Consider the following 15553-nt stretch of genomic DNA (forward strand, 5'->3'; position numbering starts at 1 on the left):
GGAGCCCGGAAGTATCACGAAACTCGAATGAGGTTTTGCAATGGTCAAGATTCGCCTCCGTCGTACGGGCCGCAAAAAGCAGCCCACGTATCGTATTGTCGTCGCAGACTCACAGAGCCCGCGCGATGGCAAGTTCATTGAAATCGTTGGCCAGTACGCTCCTCGTTCGGGTGAGCAGGCCCTCAATCTCAAGAGCGAGCGCGTGAACTACTGGCTCGACTCTGGCGCGCAGCCCACGGATACCGTGCGCTCACTGCTCCGTAAGGCCGGCCTGCTCAAGGCTCGCCACGAAGCTCGCCTTGGTCGCAAGCTGAACGCGGCCGCCGTGCCGGTTTCCAACTCGGCCGAGTAGTCGATACACTGTAGTTCAACGATCGCGGGCGCCCGGGCGCGGCAACGTGCCGCGCCGGGCGCCCGTGTCGTTTCCGCGATCCTGTTGTTCATCACACGTCGGTCTGCAATCGAGCGTAGCTGAATTCATGTCCGAACCGTCGCGCGAAATGATCATCGTTGGCCGTGTGCGCAAGGCGCATGGCATTCGTGGCGATGTCGTCGTCGAAGCGATGACAGACGCGATGGAGACGGTGTTCGTTCCCGGACGCCGTTTCTTCGCGGGCGACGCCAATGGTGATCAGGCGAAGAACGCCGCGGAGCTCACCATCGCCATGGCTTCGCCGTTCAAAGGCGGTTTCATCGTCCACTTCGATCAGATCGCCGATCGGACAGGTGCCGAGATGTGGCGCGACCGGTATCTCCTGCTTCCGGCGGACGAACTCGAGCCGCTCGGTGAAGACCAGGTCTATGTCCACGAACTCCCGGGTATGCGCGTCGAGCTCGAATCGGGCGAACTCGTCGGGAGCGTAATCGATACGTACGATCTGCCGCAGGGGCTCACACTCGACGTACAACGCGAGCGTGGCTCGGTGATGATTCCGTACGAGCGCATCGTCACGAGTGTCGATCGCGAGGCGCGCGTCATTCGTATCGCACCGCCTGCGGGACTCCTCGATGACTGAGGCGCACGAAAACGAGCCGTCGCCCGACGCGACAGGCGATGACGAGCCAGCCTCGGTAGTCCCGTCACGCCTCGTCATCAATGTCATCAGCATTTTTCCGCCGTTTTTCACGACGCCTCTCGGGTTGAGCATCCCCGCGCGCGCGAAGGAGGCGGGCAGCGTCGAGTACCGCGTCGTCGATCTGCGCGAGTTCACGCACGATCGCCATCGCACCGTCGACGACTATCCGTATGGTGGTGGTCCCGGCATGGTGATGAAGCCCGGCCCGTTCTTCGAAGCTGTCGAGGCAATCGGCGCCACATCGCCGATCGTGCTCATGTCAGCGCGCGGCCGCCGGTTTACGCAGGCCGATGCCATCCGCTTTTCACAGGGCACGGAGCTCACGTTGCTCTGCGGCCACTACAAGGACGTCGACCAGCGTGTCGCTGACCATCTCGCGACCGAAGAGCTGTCGCTAGGGGACTTCGTGCTCAGCGGCGGCGAGCCTGCGGCGCTCATGGTCATCGACGCAACGGTTCGCCTGCTTCCCGGGGCGATGTCGGACCTCGACAGCGCGCGCTCCGATTCCTTTTATGGTCGTGAGCTCAGCGCGCCAAGTTACACGCGACCACCGGTTTTCCGCGGCCATGCCGTCCCCGACGTGCTGCTCTCCGGCGATCACAAGAAGATCGACGAGTGGCGCGAGCGAGAGGGGCGACGGTTGAGCGGCGAACGGCCGACGTAGCGTCTGTAAGACCGCCACCCAGCGATTGCAGAGGCCGCTGGGCGGGATCGGCTGGAACCGGGCCGCAGCCGGGGTGCCGAACTGGCTGCTCCGACCACTAACCCCGTTCCAACCCTAGACTTCCGCGGCTAGTCGGCTTAATATCCCAGGTCTCTACCAAATCACGTCCTACCCGGGCCCTTAGCCCCGAGCGTCATATGCATGCCTTTATCGAAACCCAGAAAGAGTGGCTCCGTAACGTCCCGGCTTTCCGTCCCGGCGACACCCTTCGTGTCAACGTGCGGGTGAAGGAAGGCGAGAAAGAGCGCATTCAGGCGTTCGAAGGCGTCTGCATTTCGCGTCGCGGCAGTGGCGTCAGCGAGACGTTCACCGTCCGCAAGATCTCCAACGGCATCGGCGTCGAGCGCATCTTCCCGGTGCACAGCCCCATGCTCGCCGAGATCAACGTGGTGCGCCGCGGCCGGGTTCGCCGCGCCAAGCTCTACTACCTCCGCAACCTCACCGGTAAGGCCACGCGTATCCGCGAAAAGAAGGTCCGCGTTCCTGAGACCGGTAGCGCAGCCGCCGAGTAGACGGAGAACAGCGTGGGCCGAGATCGGTGGAAGCCGATCGAGCGGGAGCTTCGAAAGACCGCTGGCCCGCTGATCGCCGGAGTGGATGAAGTCGGACGGGGCCCGCTCGCGGGCCCCGTTGTCGCATGTGCGGTCATCATGCCGCCCGACATGCGCGCCATTCCGGGGGTAGACGACTCCAAGCAGCTTCGCGCCGACGAGCGAGAGCGCCTCGCCCTGAAGATTCGCGAGCGCGCAGTCAGTTTTGGAATCGGCGCCGCCTCGGTGCGCGAGATCGATCGCGTCAACATCTATCACGCGACTGTGATCGCGATGCGCCGGGCGTTGGCTCGTCTATCGGCGACGCCGCACCATGTGCTGATCGACGGGAAGCAGATTCGCACACTCGAAACGCGGCACACGGCCATCGTCGGCGGCGACGACGCATGTTATACGATCGCATGTGCGTCCATCCTCGCGAAAGTCACGCGGGATCGCCTGATGCGAAGCCTCGCTGCACGGTATCCCAACTATCTGTGGGAACGAAACGTCGGATACGCGACGTCTGCGCATCTGGATGGTCTGGCGACGCACGGAGTCACAGCGCATCACCGTCGCTCGTTCATTCCCGTGCGTCAGCTCAGCCTCGATTTTTCGAGTGATGGAGCTGCGACGATCGACGTCACAGCGCTCGCGGCATTGATAGACGGTGATTCGTCGTCAGATGTCGATCAGATTTTCCCGAGTCACTGACGCGATCTCGATTGAAAGCGATTGTCCCGTCGTGAGTTAATGCTCAATGACGCGTCGCTAAAGTCGTTCCTCGGAACTCCTTGCGATCATCGCGGATAGCTCGTACACTCGTCCGCGTAGTCCTTCATCCCACGATGCAGCCCGTTCATCATCGCTCAATAGGGCGCGATTTGATGTGACGGTGAGGCTGTATTGGGGGTTTATCCGAACGACTCGCCCCAGTTCGACGTTTCCCCACCTGGCCAAAACTGCGCGCTGACCCTTCGCGCGCACTGCCATAGCGTTGATACGCAGTGATTTAGAGACTGCGCACGGTGTGAGGCCTCGCCTTCGGCCTCGCTTGTCCCGCGTGAGGCGCATCTGTCGCCGCGCGTTGCAGCACGTGTAGTCCCAATATCCCTGGGGGGAGATACATGAGATCGACACGGTCGTGGAACGCCGCGCGTGCGCTGCGTTCCACACTCGCCGGCCTTGCCGCCATCGCGGCTCCGGCGCTCGCGCAATCGCAGCAGGCCACGGTTAGCGGTAGGATAACCGATCAGGCTTCTGGGCAGCCGATTCAGGAAGCGCGCATCATCGTCATTGGAACGTCGCTCTTCACGTCGTCTGGCATCGACGGCCGCTACACGGTTCGCAACGTGCCCACGGGCACCGCGGAGATTCGCGTCTTACGCGTCGGCTTCCAGGAGCAGAAGCGTTCGGTCGCCACCGTCGCAGGCCAGACCGCGACACTCGACGTCGCGATGAAGCAAACGGTCGTGCAACTCGATGAGGTCGTCACGACCGCAACGGGACAACAGCGACGCACAGAGTTGGGCAACGCGGTCACGAATCTCGACGCCACCAAACTTCTCGCGAACGCGCCGATCCATCAGATGGGAGACCTCCTCGTCGCGAAAGCGCCTGGAGTGCAAGTGCTCCCTTCGAACATGACAGGCGCTGGTAGTCGCGTCCGTGTTCGCGGAACTGCGTCGCTCTCACTGTCGAATGATCCGATCTACATCATCGACGGCATTCGCATGACGAGCGACAACGGTGCCGGCGGAGCGAACACGAGCCTCAGCGTTGGCGGCACGGCGCCGAGCCGCGTGAACGATCTCAGCCCGGAAGACATCGAGAATATCGAAATCGTGAAGGGTCCGTCGGCCGCCACGCTCTATGGTACTGCGGCGGCGAACGGCGTCATCGTCATCACGACGAAAAAGGGCAAAGCCGGATCGCAGCGGTGGAGCTTCTTCACCGAGCAGGGTAAGGTGCAGGACAAGAACAAATACCCGGCGATGTACGCCATCCTCGGGCACTCGCCGGGCACGACGACGCTTCGTAAGTGTTTGCTCAAGGAGCTCTCGGTCGCGGCAAGCACCAGCGGCGTCACGTGCATCATGGATAGCACGTCGAGCGTCAACCTGTGGACGGATCCAGACGTCTCGCCGATCAAGGACGGCTGGCGCAACGATTACGGCGCTCAGCTCAGCGGCGGCACGGATGCGGTTCGCTACTTCAGCAGCGGATCGTTCGAAAACGAAACCGGACCGCTCGGACTTCCGCCGGCTTCTGCGCGACAACTGATTGCCGCCAAAACACCAATCCTTGGCGAATGGAATCGCCCGGAAGGCCTGCAGAAAACTTCTATTCGCTTGAACGTGAACGCCGCGGTATCACCAACGCTCGATCTGTCGATGCAATCCGGCTTCATCAAACTCGATCAGCGCTTGCCGCAGGTCGACAACAACGTCAACAGCTTTTGGTACAACGGCGAAACCGGCCCCGGCTACAAGGCTGCTGGTCCAGGTTACACTGGCGTTGGCACGCTCGGTCAGCCGCTACTCGGCTGGGCGCAGTTCACGCCCGCTGAGATCTTCCAGGAAACGACCACGCAGGGCATTCAGCGCTGGATCGGAAGCGCGAATGCGAATTGGCGTCCGTTCAGCTGGTTTGCTGGACGCGGTGACGTCGGCTTGGACCTCGCTGACCGTCAGGACAATCAGCTGTGCCGCGTTGCTCAGTGCGCGGACTTCAGCACCAATCGCCTTGGCTTTGCGACCGACCAGCGTGCCAACACGCGCAACTTTACGGCGAATGTGAGCGGCACGGCTTCGTGGAATCCAATGCAGTGGATTGGTTTCAAGACCACTGGCGGCGGACAGTACGCGAACTATGCGCTCGATCGCGAGTCGGCGACCGGTTCGATTCTGCCTCCGGGCGCGCAGACCCCATCGCAGGGTACGACGCCGTCGATTACGAACGCAGTCGTGCTGTCGAAGACGCTCGGCGTGTTCGTCGAAGAGCAGGCAGCCATTCGCGATCGGCTGTTCCTCACCGCGGCCGTCCGCACCGACCAGAACAGCGCGTTCGGTACGAACTTCCAGCGCGTCTACTATCCAAAGGCATCGCTCTCATGGGTGATGTCGGACGAGAGCTTCTTCCCGACGTTCGGATGGCTCAACTCGTTCCGCGTTCGCACGTCGTGGGGATCGTCTGGCGTACAGCCTGGTCAGACCGACGCGCTGCGTACGCTCACGACGGTTCTCACGAGCATCAACGGCGCGGACATCAGCGGCGAGCGCACGAACCTGCTCGGCAACGCGAACCTGCGTCCCGAAAAATCCACCGAGTGGGAGAGCGGCTTCGATTCGCGTTTGCTCAACAACCGCGTGACGCTCGAAGTCACGTACTACAATAAGCTCAGCAAAGACGCCCTCATCGATCAGATCCTCGCGCCGAGCACCGGTGCCGCGGTCAATACGGTGAAGGCGAACCTCGGCGCCGTGCAGAACACGGGCTTCGAGGGCCTCATCAACGGTCAGGTGATCGACCGTCGCTCGATCGGATGGGACGTGACGTTCAACCTTTCGCACAACAGCAACAAGCTCAAGTCGCTGGGTGTGGATGCCAGCGGGAAGGCGATTCCGCCGATCATCGGTACCACGACGCGCCAGTTGGAAGGGTATCCGGTGAACGGATATTGGCAGCGGCCAACGAAGTGGGCCGACGCCAACGGCGACGGCATCATTACGCCGGACGAAGTCACGGTACAGTCGACGGGCGGACCGCTCAACGACGGCTTCGAGTTCATCGGCTACTCACAGCCGCGCGATGAGATTTCTATCATCAACGGCATCGAGCTCTTTGGTCGCAAGCTTCGCTTCTCCGCGCTCGTCGACTACAAGGGTGGTGCGAACCTGCTGAACAATGAAGAGAGCTTCCTCTGCCAGCAGTCGACGTCCTGCCCGGAAACGTCCACGCTGCATCCGGAGCTTTGGCGTCAGGCGCGTTCGGTTGCGCAGCGCGACAAGGCGCCGACCACGCAGTGGGACTACTTCGAGAAGCTGCAGTTCTGGCGCTTCCGCGAGCTCACGGCGACGTACAATCTGCCGGATCGCATCGCGAACAAGCTGACGCGTGCGCAGTCCGCGTCGCTCGTGTTCGGCGCTCGCAATCTCAAGGTCTGGTCGAAGTGGACGGGCGCCGATCCGGAAATGAACTACAGCCAGGGCGACGTGCAGGCGACGCTGCTCACCGCTGGACCTCCGATGTACTACACCGTGCGCGTCAACCTCCGCTACTGAAATGAGGCAATCTCTCATGCATGTTTTCAGAATGAGCGCACGACAGGCCGCGACGGCCGCCGCAACGGGTGCGGCGCTCCTCGTCGGCGCTGGTTGCGGCGCCAAGAGCACGCTGCTCGATGCACCAATTCCTACTGTGATCGATCCATCGGCCGCGAACTCCGCGGCCGGCGCGGATGCGCTGCGCCTAGGTGCACTCAGCCGACTCCGTCAGATCACCGCCGGTTCGGGCGCGGGCGACAGTCCGTGGATGTTCGCCGGATTGCTCACCGACGAGTGGAAGTCGAGCGACACCTTCTCGCAGCGCAATGAAACCGACCAGCGACAGGTGCAGGACAACAATGCGAACCTGACGCCGGTGTTGCGTGATCTCTATCGTACGCGCACCAGCGCGCGCGAAGCCGTCACCGCGTTGGTGCAGTACTCCCCAACACCGGCGGCGAACATTGGTCAGATGTACATGGTCATGGGCGTCGCCGAGACGTACATCGCCGAGTGGTTCTGCAACGGTGCGCCGCTGCCGGATGCGTCAACGGAAACGCCACCGCCATCGCCGGGAGTGAGCAACGCCGACATCTACAAGGCCGCTGTCGCGCACTTCGACTCCGCCCTCACGGCCTCCACGGCGACCGACGCGTTCTCAGTGTCGGTCAGGTACGCTGCCGCGGTCGGGAAGGGGCGCGCACTGCTCGAGCTGGGCAGTTTTCCGGAAGCGGCCGCTGCGGTCGCAGCTGTGCCGACCAGCTTTCAACTGCTTGCGACGTTCTCACTCACGTCTGGCAGCAATCAGATCTGGAGCCTTGGGCAGAGCGCCAAGCGCTGGACGGTTGGTGACAGCTTCGACGTGACCGGCGTGCTCAAGAACTCGCTTCCGTACGCGTCGGCGAAGGATCCGCGCGTCCCAGTCACCGGCACGACGCTCGGCACATCGCCAGCGGGGCGCGGCTTCGACAACGCCACGAATCTCGTCTACACGACGTTGTTCGCTCGCGTCGATCCAACTCCGATCCTTTCCGGAATCGACGCACGTCTCATCGAAGGCGAGAGCCGTCTCAAGGCTGGCGACATCGCTGGAATGATTTCGATTCTCAACGCGCTGCGCACCGCGCCGCAGAATCTCGGTGTAGTCGTGACTCCGGTAATGGCGACGCTCACCGCGCCGGCAAATCAAGCGGATGCAGTGAGCCTCTACTTCCGCGAGAAGGCATTCTGGACGTTCGCTCGCGGACAGCGCCTGGGCGACCTGCGCCGTCTCATCCGTTCGTACGGCCGTGCTGCGGACGGATCGGATTCGTTCCCCGCAGGTGCGTTCTTCAAGGGCGGAAACTACGGAACGGACGTGAACTTCCCCGTGACCGTGGATGAACAGAACAACACGTCGTTCAAAGGCTGCACGGACAGAAAGGCCTAGGCCGCTCGGGTTTGTTGGAGTTGTGAATCAGCGAGGGGCGCCGCGTTGCGGCGCCCCTCGTCTGTTTTGGCATGGTGATCGAACGACGGTCGTGTCAGCTCGTCGTTCGTGGAATCTTTCCATGCTTGGAATGATTTACGCAAAAGGTTGGGATGCGGTATCTCTCCCGCCACGATTCGGTACGCTTGGTCCCGATGTCGTTGACAGCTGTCGTGCGACGACGCAGGATGGTGTCGCGGGGCAGGCACATGAGGGACATCGAGATGATGAATCGTCCGAGTGCAGTGTGGGTGACCGCGGCGCTAGTCGCGCTGACGCTGGGCGCAGCGACGTCAGTCGTCAGCGCACAGTCGTCAACGTCTCAAGCGCCAGTGACCGTTTGGTATTCGGTCTCCGGAACGGTTGCTGATCGCGATGGCAATCCGGTCGTCGACGCCGAAGTGGCGTTGCTGCAACGCGACACCGCAACACGCTTTGTCCGCACCGATGAGAAGGGTCGATTCCTCATCGCCGACCTCCAGGAGTCGGGGCCAACATTTCGCGTGCGCCGCCTTGGCTATCGCGCCAAGACCGTTCCGGTGAACATCACGAGCGCGAATCGCTCGGCGACGATATTCGTGACGCTCGATCAAAGCGTTACGTCGCTCGATCCGATGCGCGTCGTCGATGACGATGGAGACGCAGCGCTCCCCGATGCACGACTCGAGGCGTTCTACAAGCGGGCGCAGACGAACAGCTTCGGGCGATACATCACCGAAGCGATGATCGAGAAGGCACACCCGCAGCATGTGAGTGATCTCATGCGAACGCTCCCCGGCGTGGTGATCCGTCCAACGCGGCGAATCGGGAACACCGTGCGCTTCCGCAACTGTGGCGTTCAGCGCGAATCGCCGGAGACGGTTGGCCCGCTGGTCTGGGTTGACGGAGTTCGTATGCCTGGCGCGGAGCTCGACGAGGTGGCGCAGGGCACCGACGTCGCCGCAATCGAGGTGTATCCGGCGCTGGCGGGAATTCCCGCGCAGTACTTCGATCGAACAGCCGTGTGTGGGACGATCCTGGTCTGGACGAAGATGCGATAGTGATGGCGCAGGAATGAGAAGCAAAAAGGGCGGACCGAAAGAATCGGTCCGCCCTTTTTACGTACATCGAGCCTCGAGCGAGCGACTACTGCGCGCCGCAGGTTGCGGTGTACGTCGGCGCTGAGCTGGCGGCCTTGTCCCAATAGATGCGCGTCTGGAACGCATCTGGACCCTGGCGCGCGATCGCAGCGTTGAGCTGCGCGCCGTTCACCGACACTTCGGTCGGCGAGTACATCAGGCGGCGCGGAACCGTCGGGCTGGTTGCTGCGGGACCCGGCTTGATGGTCTCGGGTTCGCAGGTGCGGCGCCACTCCGTCCAGGCCGTGCCACCGTCCGTGTAGAGAGCCACGTACTTCTCGATCGCGATCTGTTTCAGGCCAGGCGTGCCGGCCTTGTACGCGACATTCGCCTGAGCGATGTACGTGTCAGCCGCGGCGCTCGACGCGCCCCACTGGGCCATCGAGGCACGAATGCCGGCCTCGTAGTAGCCCTTCGCCGCGGACGGCGTCAGACCGCCAAGGCTACGCTCGGCTGCTTCGGCGAGAATGAAGTTCACTTCGGCCGCCGTCATCATGTTCGACGAGAAGGTCTTGCCGGCACCGCCGAAGAAGCCGTATGCCGTTGCACCCGGGAACATGATTGCACCAATGCGCGATGCTTTGTTCGAGTACGGACCTGCGTTGGCCGCCGTCAAACCGTTCGGCATTCCAGCGTAGGTGTTCGTCGTTCCCTGCACGGGCTGCGCATAGATGCCGATGCGCGGATCGTTGTTGGCAAGGAGGATGTTCATCAACGTCTGGGACATGCGGTTGTCGTCGCGTGTCTGGAAGAACGATGCGAACGGATTGTCGTACACGCCGTCGCCCGGCCACACGAGCTTCGCGTTGTCGGCGTTCACCGTGATGAGTCCACCGGGGCCCGTGAACGCGTTCTTGAGCTGCGCGCTGGCGGTTGCCGGATCGACGTTCACGAGCGTCAGCGCGAGACGCGCACGGAGCGAGTTGGCGAACTTCTGCCATTGCGTCGGGTTGCCGGCGTAGATCGGATCTGCACGGCCGAGATCGCCCGCCGGAGTCGAGAGCGCCTTCGCAGACGCATCGAGTTTGGCGAACATGTCCGTATAAATGTCCTTCTGCGCATCATACGCGGGGGTGACCGACGCGCCGACCGAGTCGCCCTTGAGCGCGGCCGAGTACGGCACGTCGCCGAAGGTGTTCGTCATGTAGTGGTATTCCCACGTCTGCATGATCTGCGCAGGCGCCCACACGTTCGGCTGCTTCGTCGCGATGCCCTTCTGGATGACCTTCTGGAAGTCTTCCAGCTCGCCTGGATACGGAGTGTCGAAGACGCCGCGTGTGTTTGCGGCGTTGAGGCGCGCGTAGCGATCCTCATCCGGATACTGCGCTTCAGCCATGTGCTGAATGAGGAATTCGCCGGCGCGCAGGTTGTACAGCTGACCCATCCAGTTGTTGACCGCGGAGCGCGCGCCGTTGGTGAACAGCGTGCTCGCCGGGACGTCTTCCGGACTATTCGGGTTGTTATTGAGGTCCGTGATCGTGTCGTTGTTGCAGGCCGCCGCGCCCGCGAGGAGCGCGACGACGATGCCGGACTTCAGAGTTCTATGGTTCATTCTGGTGATCTCCGATGGATGCCGTTACGGCGTGACGCGCAGTGTCAGGCCAACCGAACGCGCGTTCGGCAGTGCGGCGAACTCCGCGTAATTGCTCGCGGCGCCGGTGGTGTACGAGAACTCTGGATCGATGTTCGGAACGTTCGTCGACATCCACAGATTGCGGCCGACGAGCGAGATGTTGGCAGACGACATCCGGATCCGGCTGGCAAGGCGTGCCGGAAGATCGTATCCGACGCGGAGCTCGCGAAGCTTGACCCAGTTGTTCGTGTAAACCGATCCTTCGGTCACCGGATAGATGTCCTGGAAGTATTCCTCCGAGGTGACGTTCGTCGTATTCGCCTTACCACCAACGCAGACGTACGAGCCGTCCGCGGCCGTGTGGCTACCCGCGCCGCAGCTCGCCTTGTCCAAACCCTTCACGACGACACCGGGGTTGTTCCAGTCGACTTCGCGGCCCATCAAGCTCGCCTGCGTCACGCCGGAGTAATCACCGAACCAGTTCGAAACGCTGAAGAACTGGCCGCCGCGACGGACGTCGAGGAGAACGTTGACCGAGTAGTTCTTGTACGTGAACGTGTTGTTGAAGCTGCCGACCCACTTCGGCTGGCTGTTGCCCAGCACCTTGAGCGCACCCGCCTGCGTCAGACCACCGCTCGTGATGAGCTGGCCCGTCGCGCTATCGCGCAGGAACGAGGGTCCGAAGATCGCGCCGTACGGCTGACCTTCACGCGCTTCCATGTTCGTGCCCCACGTCGTGCCGAGGACGATCGTCTTGATTCCCGGCGAGAGCGAAACAACCTTGCTCGCGTTCTTCGAGTAGTTGACCGTCGACGTCCACTCGAAGCCATTCGACATGCGGATCGGAATGACGGTGAGGAGTCCTTCGAAGCCCTTGTTATCGACGCGGCCGGCGTTGATCGCCTTCGACGAGAAGCCGTTGGTCGACGAGATCGTGATGTTGAAGATCTGATCGCGCGTCGACTTGCCGTAGTAGCTGGCGTCGAGCGTGACGCGACCATCCAACCAACCGGCTTCGATACCGCCTTCAGCCGACGTCGTCAGCTCGGGCTTGAGCGCCGGGTTCGAGATCGTGTTCGAGAGCGAGAACTGCGGAAGTCCGTTGAACTTGTTCGGGCTACCCGTGTAGGTCGTCGCCAGCTGATACGGCTGCGCATCGGCACCGACCTTCGCGTACGAGCCGCGAAGCTTGAGGAACGACAGTCCGCCCTTCTTGATTCCTGGCATCGCGTCCGAGAGCAGGATGGACGAGTTGACCGAGGGATAGAAGTACGAGTTCTGACCCTGTGGAAGCGTCGACGACCAGTCGTTGCGCGCCGTGCCTTCCACCGTCCACCAGCCATCCCACGTTGCGCCGGCAGAGCCGTAGACACCGTTGACCTGGCGTCGCGTGACGTTCTGCGTCACCGCCGGAGTAATGGCCGCGTTGGACACGTTGTAGATGCCGGCGACCGAGATGCCCTTGGTCGCGGCTTCGTTCGATGTGTACTGCTCCGAGCGCAGATTGCCGCCAGCCGTTCCATTGAACTGGATGCGGCTGGTGAGGGCCTTGCTGGCCGTCACGAGCAGCTGCGTGTTGTTCTCGTTGCGATACTCGTTGAAGAAGTCGAAGCCGCCCGAGTACGACGGGTCCGTGCTGAAGATGTTTCCAGCGGCAAAACGCTGATCGATGTTGTAGCGGTAGATGTCCGAACCGGTGCTCAACGATGCCGTGAGCCAGTCATTCAACTTGTAGTTGGCCGAGGCGCTCGCGATGAAACGATCGCGCGAGTCGAGTTCCGGGTTGGCTTCCTGCAACCACCACGGATTGTTATGGAAGTTGTAATTCCAGTTGTACTCACGACCGTCGATGCCATTGTTCGACGCACCGCCCGCATTGAAGTTCTTGAGGGCGTTCATGTCGACGTTGCGGCCGAACCAGATGAACTGCTCGAGGATGCCGGCGTTGTAGCCGACGCCCGGACGATTGCGCGCAGTGTTGTGGACGTACTGCAACGTTGCGTTCGTGCTGAGCTTGTCGTTCACCTGCAGCGTGCCGTTGAGCAAGCCCGAGGTCTTCTGGAAGAAGTTGTCCGGGATGATGCCGGCCGTGTTGTCAGCACCGAGCGAGAGACGCGCGCTGGCGCGATCGGTTCCGCCAGTGACCGAGACGTTCGTCGACGACGTGTGACCCGTCTGGAAGAAGTCCTTCACGTTGTTCGGATACGAGACCCACGGCGTTGCCGCGTTGGGGCTCGTGAACTGAAGGCAAGGCGCCGACTGATCGTAGGTGGTCGTATTCGGCACGAACGTGCAGCCGTGCGTACGGCCGTCCGTCCGGGGTCCAAAGCTCTGATCGAGGCCGTCGTTGACGCCGCCACCCTGGCCGTCGACGTACATGAATTCGCCACCGGCGCCCTGACCGTAATTGTTCTGGTAATTCCAGAGGCGAGACGGCGAATCGAACGTGAAGACCTGGCTCGCATCAACGCGGGTACGTGAACCCGTGTTGCGACCCTTCTTGGTGGTGATGACGACGACGCCGTTCGTGGCGCGCGAGCCGTAGAGCGCCGCGGCGTTCGGTCCCTTGAGGACCGACATCGACTCGACGTCTTCGGGGTTGATGTCGCTGATCGCGCTGCCGAAATCCCACGAGCCATTCTGGCTACCGCCGTGCGCGGCGTTGGAGATCGGGACGCCATCGATGACGAACAGCGGCGTGTTGTTGCCGGTGATCGAGTTCTGGCCGCGGACGACGATGTTCGTCGAGCCGCCCTGCGTTCCAGCGCCCGTGATCTGGACGCCGGACACCTTGCCCTGCATCTGATCGACGATCGACTGACCGCGCGTGTTGTTCAGCTGAGCCGGCGTGATTTCCTGCTGCGCCGTACCGAGCTGGCTCTTTTCCTTCTGGATTCCCAACGCCGTGACGACGACACCGGTGAGCTGCGTGGCGCTGGTGGCCAGCGTGAAGTCCTGCGTGATCGCGGCGCCAGACAGCGTCACGGTCACGTTCTTCGCGGTGTAGCCAATGCGCCGAGCGGAGAGCTGCACGGCCTGTCCAGCGGCGCGCGCGGACGGGACCGAGAACGAGTAACGACCCTGCGCATCGGTGTACGCACCGGCGCCGAGGGTCGGGATGCTGACACTCACGCCCTGGAGCGGAGCCGCCGCGTCGCTCGTCACGCGACCGCTGATGGTTGTACCCTGTTGCGCGAGGCCGGCCGCCGGGAGTGCTCCCAGCAGTGCGCTCGCGGCCGCGACGATGCGGCGGAGGTGTCTCGTCATGACTTGTTTCTACCTCGTGTGAATGACCTGGGCCGAACTGCCGCGATCGACGGACTTCGGCGATGGGGGCGAGCGCCGTGCAGCGCTCATCACAAACCTGTAACGGTGGTTGGGACCACCGGGCCAAGGCTCGCGACAGGCGTAACTAACTGGTGTGTCAAACCGTAGTCAACGGGCGCCCATTTGTATTGCTGAGGTCGATTAAGATCGTATAAAATAAGCAGTTAGCCACTTGACATACAAATGACAGTTATATGAAGAGTGGGCCGAGTCGGTTAAGTCTCGATTGGGGACCTTTGATTTAGTTTTCCACACGGCCCGTCCGCGATTTGGACGAAAGTCGGCCGCGGCTGTCCTCTAGAGCCGACATGTCCGAGCACGACAGAGCCCCATGAAATCATCTCATGGAACTCAGGAGGCCGGTTTCTGAGGGCTCGGCGCGTGGCCGAGGATACCGCGAACTACTTGTGCGTCGGTGCCGAGACGGCCGATTTCGCCGTGGGACGAATGCTCTTCTTCGTCAGTGTGTCGTGCGCCGCGAAGGGCTCACCGAGGGCGAGCAGATCGCTCGGATCGATCGTCAGCGCTCCGAAGCGCGCACTCCAGTGCAGGTGCGGTCCGGTCACGCGACCGGTCGAGCCAACAAGCCCAATCTCCTGGCCACGCTCCACCGTGTCACCAACAGCGACTTCCTGCTGGCTCATATGGAAATAGCCGGTCACTAGACCGTCGCCGTGGTTCACGTACACGACATTGCCCGCGAGAAAGAACTCGGCGACCAGTGCAACGACGCCGCGATTTGCTGCGAAAATCGGTTCACCGGTCGCGCCGCGATAGTCCACGCCAAGGTGACTGCTCGACACTCGGCCGTTGAACAGTCGTCCGCTGCCGAAGCGACTCGTGACCTTTGTCTCCCGGGGGCGTAGGAAGGGAAAGGTCCAGAGCTGTGGCGTATCCTGCGCGCGACGACCAACTTCCTTGGCAAGTTCATTCTCGCGCTCGATTCGTGCTTCTGTCTCGGTATCCATGCGCCGAGTGAACCGCGGATCGACACGAAGTCGACGCGCTGGCCCTGACGAAGCACTTCGACGCGCAACCGTTGGCGTCGCTGCAGCAGGAGCCCGATGAGGATAGCTGAGCGTGACGTGAAGAGTGTCGACCGCGCCGGATGCGCGCGACAGACGCACGCGCACTACCACCGAATCGGATGCGTCCAGCGGCACCGCACCAAGCGCCTGACGTCGATCATTCGACGCGGCGATGAAGTGCACCGGCTCATTGCCGAATTCGCCAACAATCGCAACGACCGAGTCGCTTTGTGCGAGATGGTCGACGGTCAGACGAACGAGCGAGCCGCCCGACGGTTTCTTGGGGTCGAGCGAAAGCCTGGGACCAGCGGGCACGGTCGGACGACTGGCCGCGGCAACGGGTCGCGCTTTCGTGGTTCTCGTCTGCGCCGAGGCTGCCGACCCCAATGCACCTACGAGACCAAGCACTGGAATGAGTCGGTGCACTGGCATCTCAACAAAATA

At 62.3% G+C, this 15553-nt stretch carries 11 protein-coding genes; 8 read left to right on the forward strand and 3 right to left on the reverse strand.

What is annotated here, in order from left to right; all coding sequences use genetic code 11:
- Positions 1–40: 40 nt before the first annotated feature.
- From rpsP to AC6H4Z_RS08380, 8 genes are all read left to right on the forward strand, one after another.
- Positions 41–352 carry a 30S ribosomal protein S16 gene (rpsP, locus tag AC6H4Z_RS08345; protein ID WP_497546293.1) on the forward strand — a complete coding sequence of 104 codons (312 nt, stop codon included), beginning with the start codon at positions 41–43 and terminating at the stop codon, positions 350–352.
- 127 nt (positions 353–479) lie between these two features.
- Positions 480–1016, forward strand: coding sequence for a ribosome maturation factor RimM (rimM, locus tag AC6H4Z_RS08350; protein WP_497546294.1), 537 nt, complete (start codon positions 480–482; stop codon positions 1014–1016).
- Positions 1009–1740 (forward strand): tRNA (guanosine(37)-N1)-methyltransferase TrmD, encoded by a 732-nt coding sequence (trmD, locus tag AC6H4Z_RS08355; protein WP_497546295.1) that lies wholly within the window; start codon positions 1009–1011, stop codon positions 1738–1740. The genes rimM and trmD overlap by 8 nt, the downstream gene beginning before the upstream one ends.
- A 197-nt stretch (positions 1741–1937) precedes the next feature.
- Positions 1938–2312: a 50S ribosomal protein L19 gene (gene rplS, locus AC6H4Z_RS08360; protein WP_497546296.1), complete on the forward strand. Its 375-nt coding sequence runs from the start codon at positions 1938–1940 to the stop codon at positions 2310–2312.
- Between the two features lie 12 nt (positions 2313–2324).
- The gene (gene rnhB, locus AC6H4Z_RS08365) at positions 2325–3044 is read left to right on the forward strand and encodes a ribonuclease HII (RefSeq protein ID WP_497546297.1); all 720 of its coding nucleotides are present in this window, start codon (positions 2325–2327) and stop codon (positions 3042–3044) included.
- Between the two features lie 413 nt (positions 3045–3457).
- A complete protein-coding gene (locus AC6H4Z_RS08370; protein ID WP_497546298.1) occupies positions 3458–6613 on the forward strand; it encodes a SusC/RagA family TonB-linked outer membrane protein in 3156 nt (1051 codons plus the stop codon).
- 31 nt (positions 6614–6644) lie between these two features.
- Entirely contained in the window at positions 6645–8024 is a 1380-nt protein-coding gene (locus AC6H4Z_RS08375; RefSeq protein WP_497546299.1) for a RagB/SusD family nutrient uptake outer membrane protein, read from the forward strand.
- 263 nt (positions 8025–8287) lie between these two features.
- Positions 8288–9103: a carboxypeptidase-like regulatory domain-containing protein gene (locus tag AC6H4Z_RS08380; RefSeq protein WP_497546300.1), complete on the forward strand. Its 816-nt coding sequence runs from the start codon at positions 8288–8290 to the stop codon at positions 9101–9103.
- A gap of 85 nt (positions 9104–9188) precedes the next feature.
- Here the strand turns inward: AC6H4Z_RS08380 and AC6H4Z_RS08385 are convergent, their stop codons facing one another.
- From AC6H4Z_RS08385 to AC6H4Z_RS08395, 3 genes are all read right to left on the reverse strand, one after another.
- Positions 9189–10733, reverse strand: coding sequence for a SusD/RagB family nutrient-binding outer membrane lipoprotein (locus AC6H4Z_RS08385; RefSeq protein WP_497546301.1), 1545 nt, complete (start codon positions 10731–10733; stop codon positions 9189–9191).
- A 24-nt stretch (positions 10734–10757) separates the two neighbouring features.
- Positions 10758–14021: a SusC/RagA family TonB-linked outer membrane protein gene (locus tag AC6H4Z_RS08390; protein WP_497546302.1), complete on the reverse strand. Its 3264-nt coding sequence runs from the start codon at positions 14019–14021 to the stop codon at positions 10758–10760.
- A 461-nt stretch (positions 14022–14482) separates the two neighbouring features.
- Complete coding sequence (locus AC6H4Z_RS08395; RefSeq protein WP_497546303.1) at positions 14483–15541, reverse strand: M23 family metallopeptidase; 1059 nt, start codon at positions 15539–15541, stop codon at positions 14483–14485.
- Positions 15542–15553 lie beyond the last annotated feature (12 nt).

The sequence above is a fragment of the Leucogemmata humicola genome (genome assembly GCF_055379415.1).

What these genes read in the sequence shown, in the direction of transcription:
- AC6H4Z_RS08395 (WP_497546303.1), bottom strand. Translation starts at nt 15,541, where the DNA reads ATGCCAGTGCACCGACTCATTCCAGTGCTTGGTCTCGTAGGTGCATTG.
- rpsP (WP_497546293.1), top strand. Translation starts at nt 41, where the DNA reads ATGGTCAAGATTCGCCTCCGTCGTACGGGCCGCAAAAAGCAGCCCACG.
- AC6H4Z_RS08375 (WP_497546299.1), top strand. Translation starts at nt 6,645, where the DNA reads ATGAGCGCACGACAGGCCGCGACGGCCGCCGCAACGGGTGCGGCGCTC.
- rimM (WP_497546294.1), top strand. Translation starts at nt 480, where the DNA reads ATGTCCGAACCGTCGCGCGAAATGATCATCGTTGGCCGTGTGCGCAAG.
- rplS (WP_497546296.1), top strand. Translation starts at nt 1,938, where the DNA reads ATGCATGCCTTTATCGAAACCCAGAAAGAGTGGCTCCGTAACGTCCCG.
- AC6H4Z_RS08390 (WP_497546302.1), bottom strand. Translation starts at nt 14,021, where the DNA reads ATGACGAGACACCTCCGCCGCATCGTCGCGGCCGCGAGCGCACTGCTG.
- AC6H4Z_RS08385 (WP_497546301.1), bottom strand. Translation starts at nt 10,733, where the DNA reads ATGAACCATAGAACTCTGAAGTCCGGCATCGTCGTCGCGCTCCTCGCG.
- AC6H4Z_RS08380 (WP_497546300.1), top strand. Translation starts at nt 8,288, where the DNA reads ATGATGAATCGTCCGAGTGCAGTGTGGGTGACCGCGGCGCTAGTCGCG.
- trmD (WP_497546295.1), top strand. Translation starts at nt 1,009, where the DNA reads ATGACTGAGGCGCACGAAAACGAGCCGTCGCCCGACGCGACAGGCGAT.
- AC6H4Z_RS08370 (WP_497546298.1), top strand. Translation starts at nt 3,458, where the DNA reads ATGAGATCGACACGGTCGTGGAACGCCGCGCGTGCGCTGCGTTCCACA.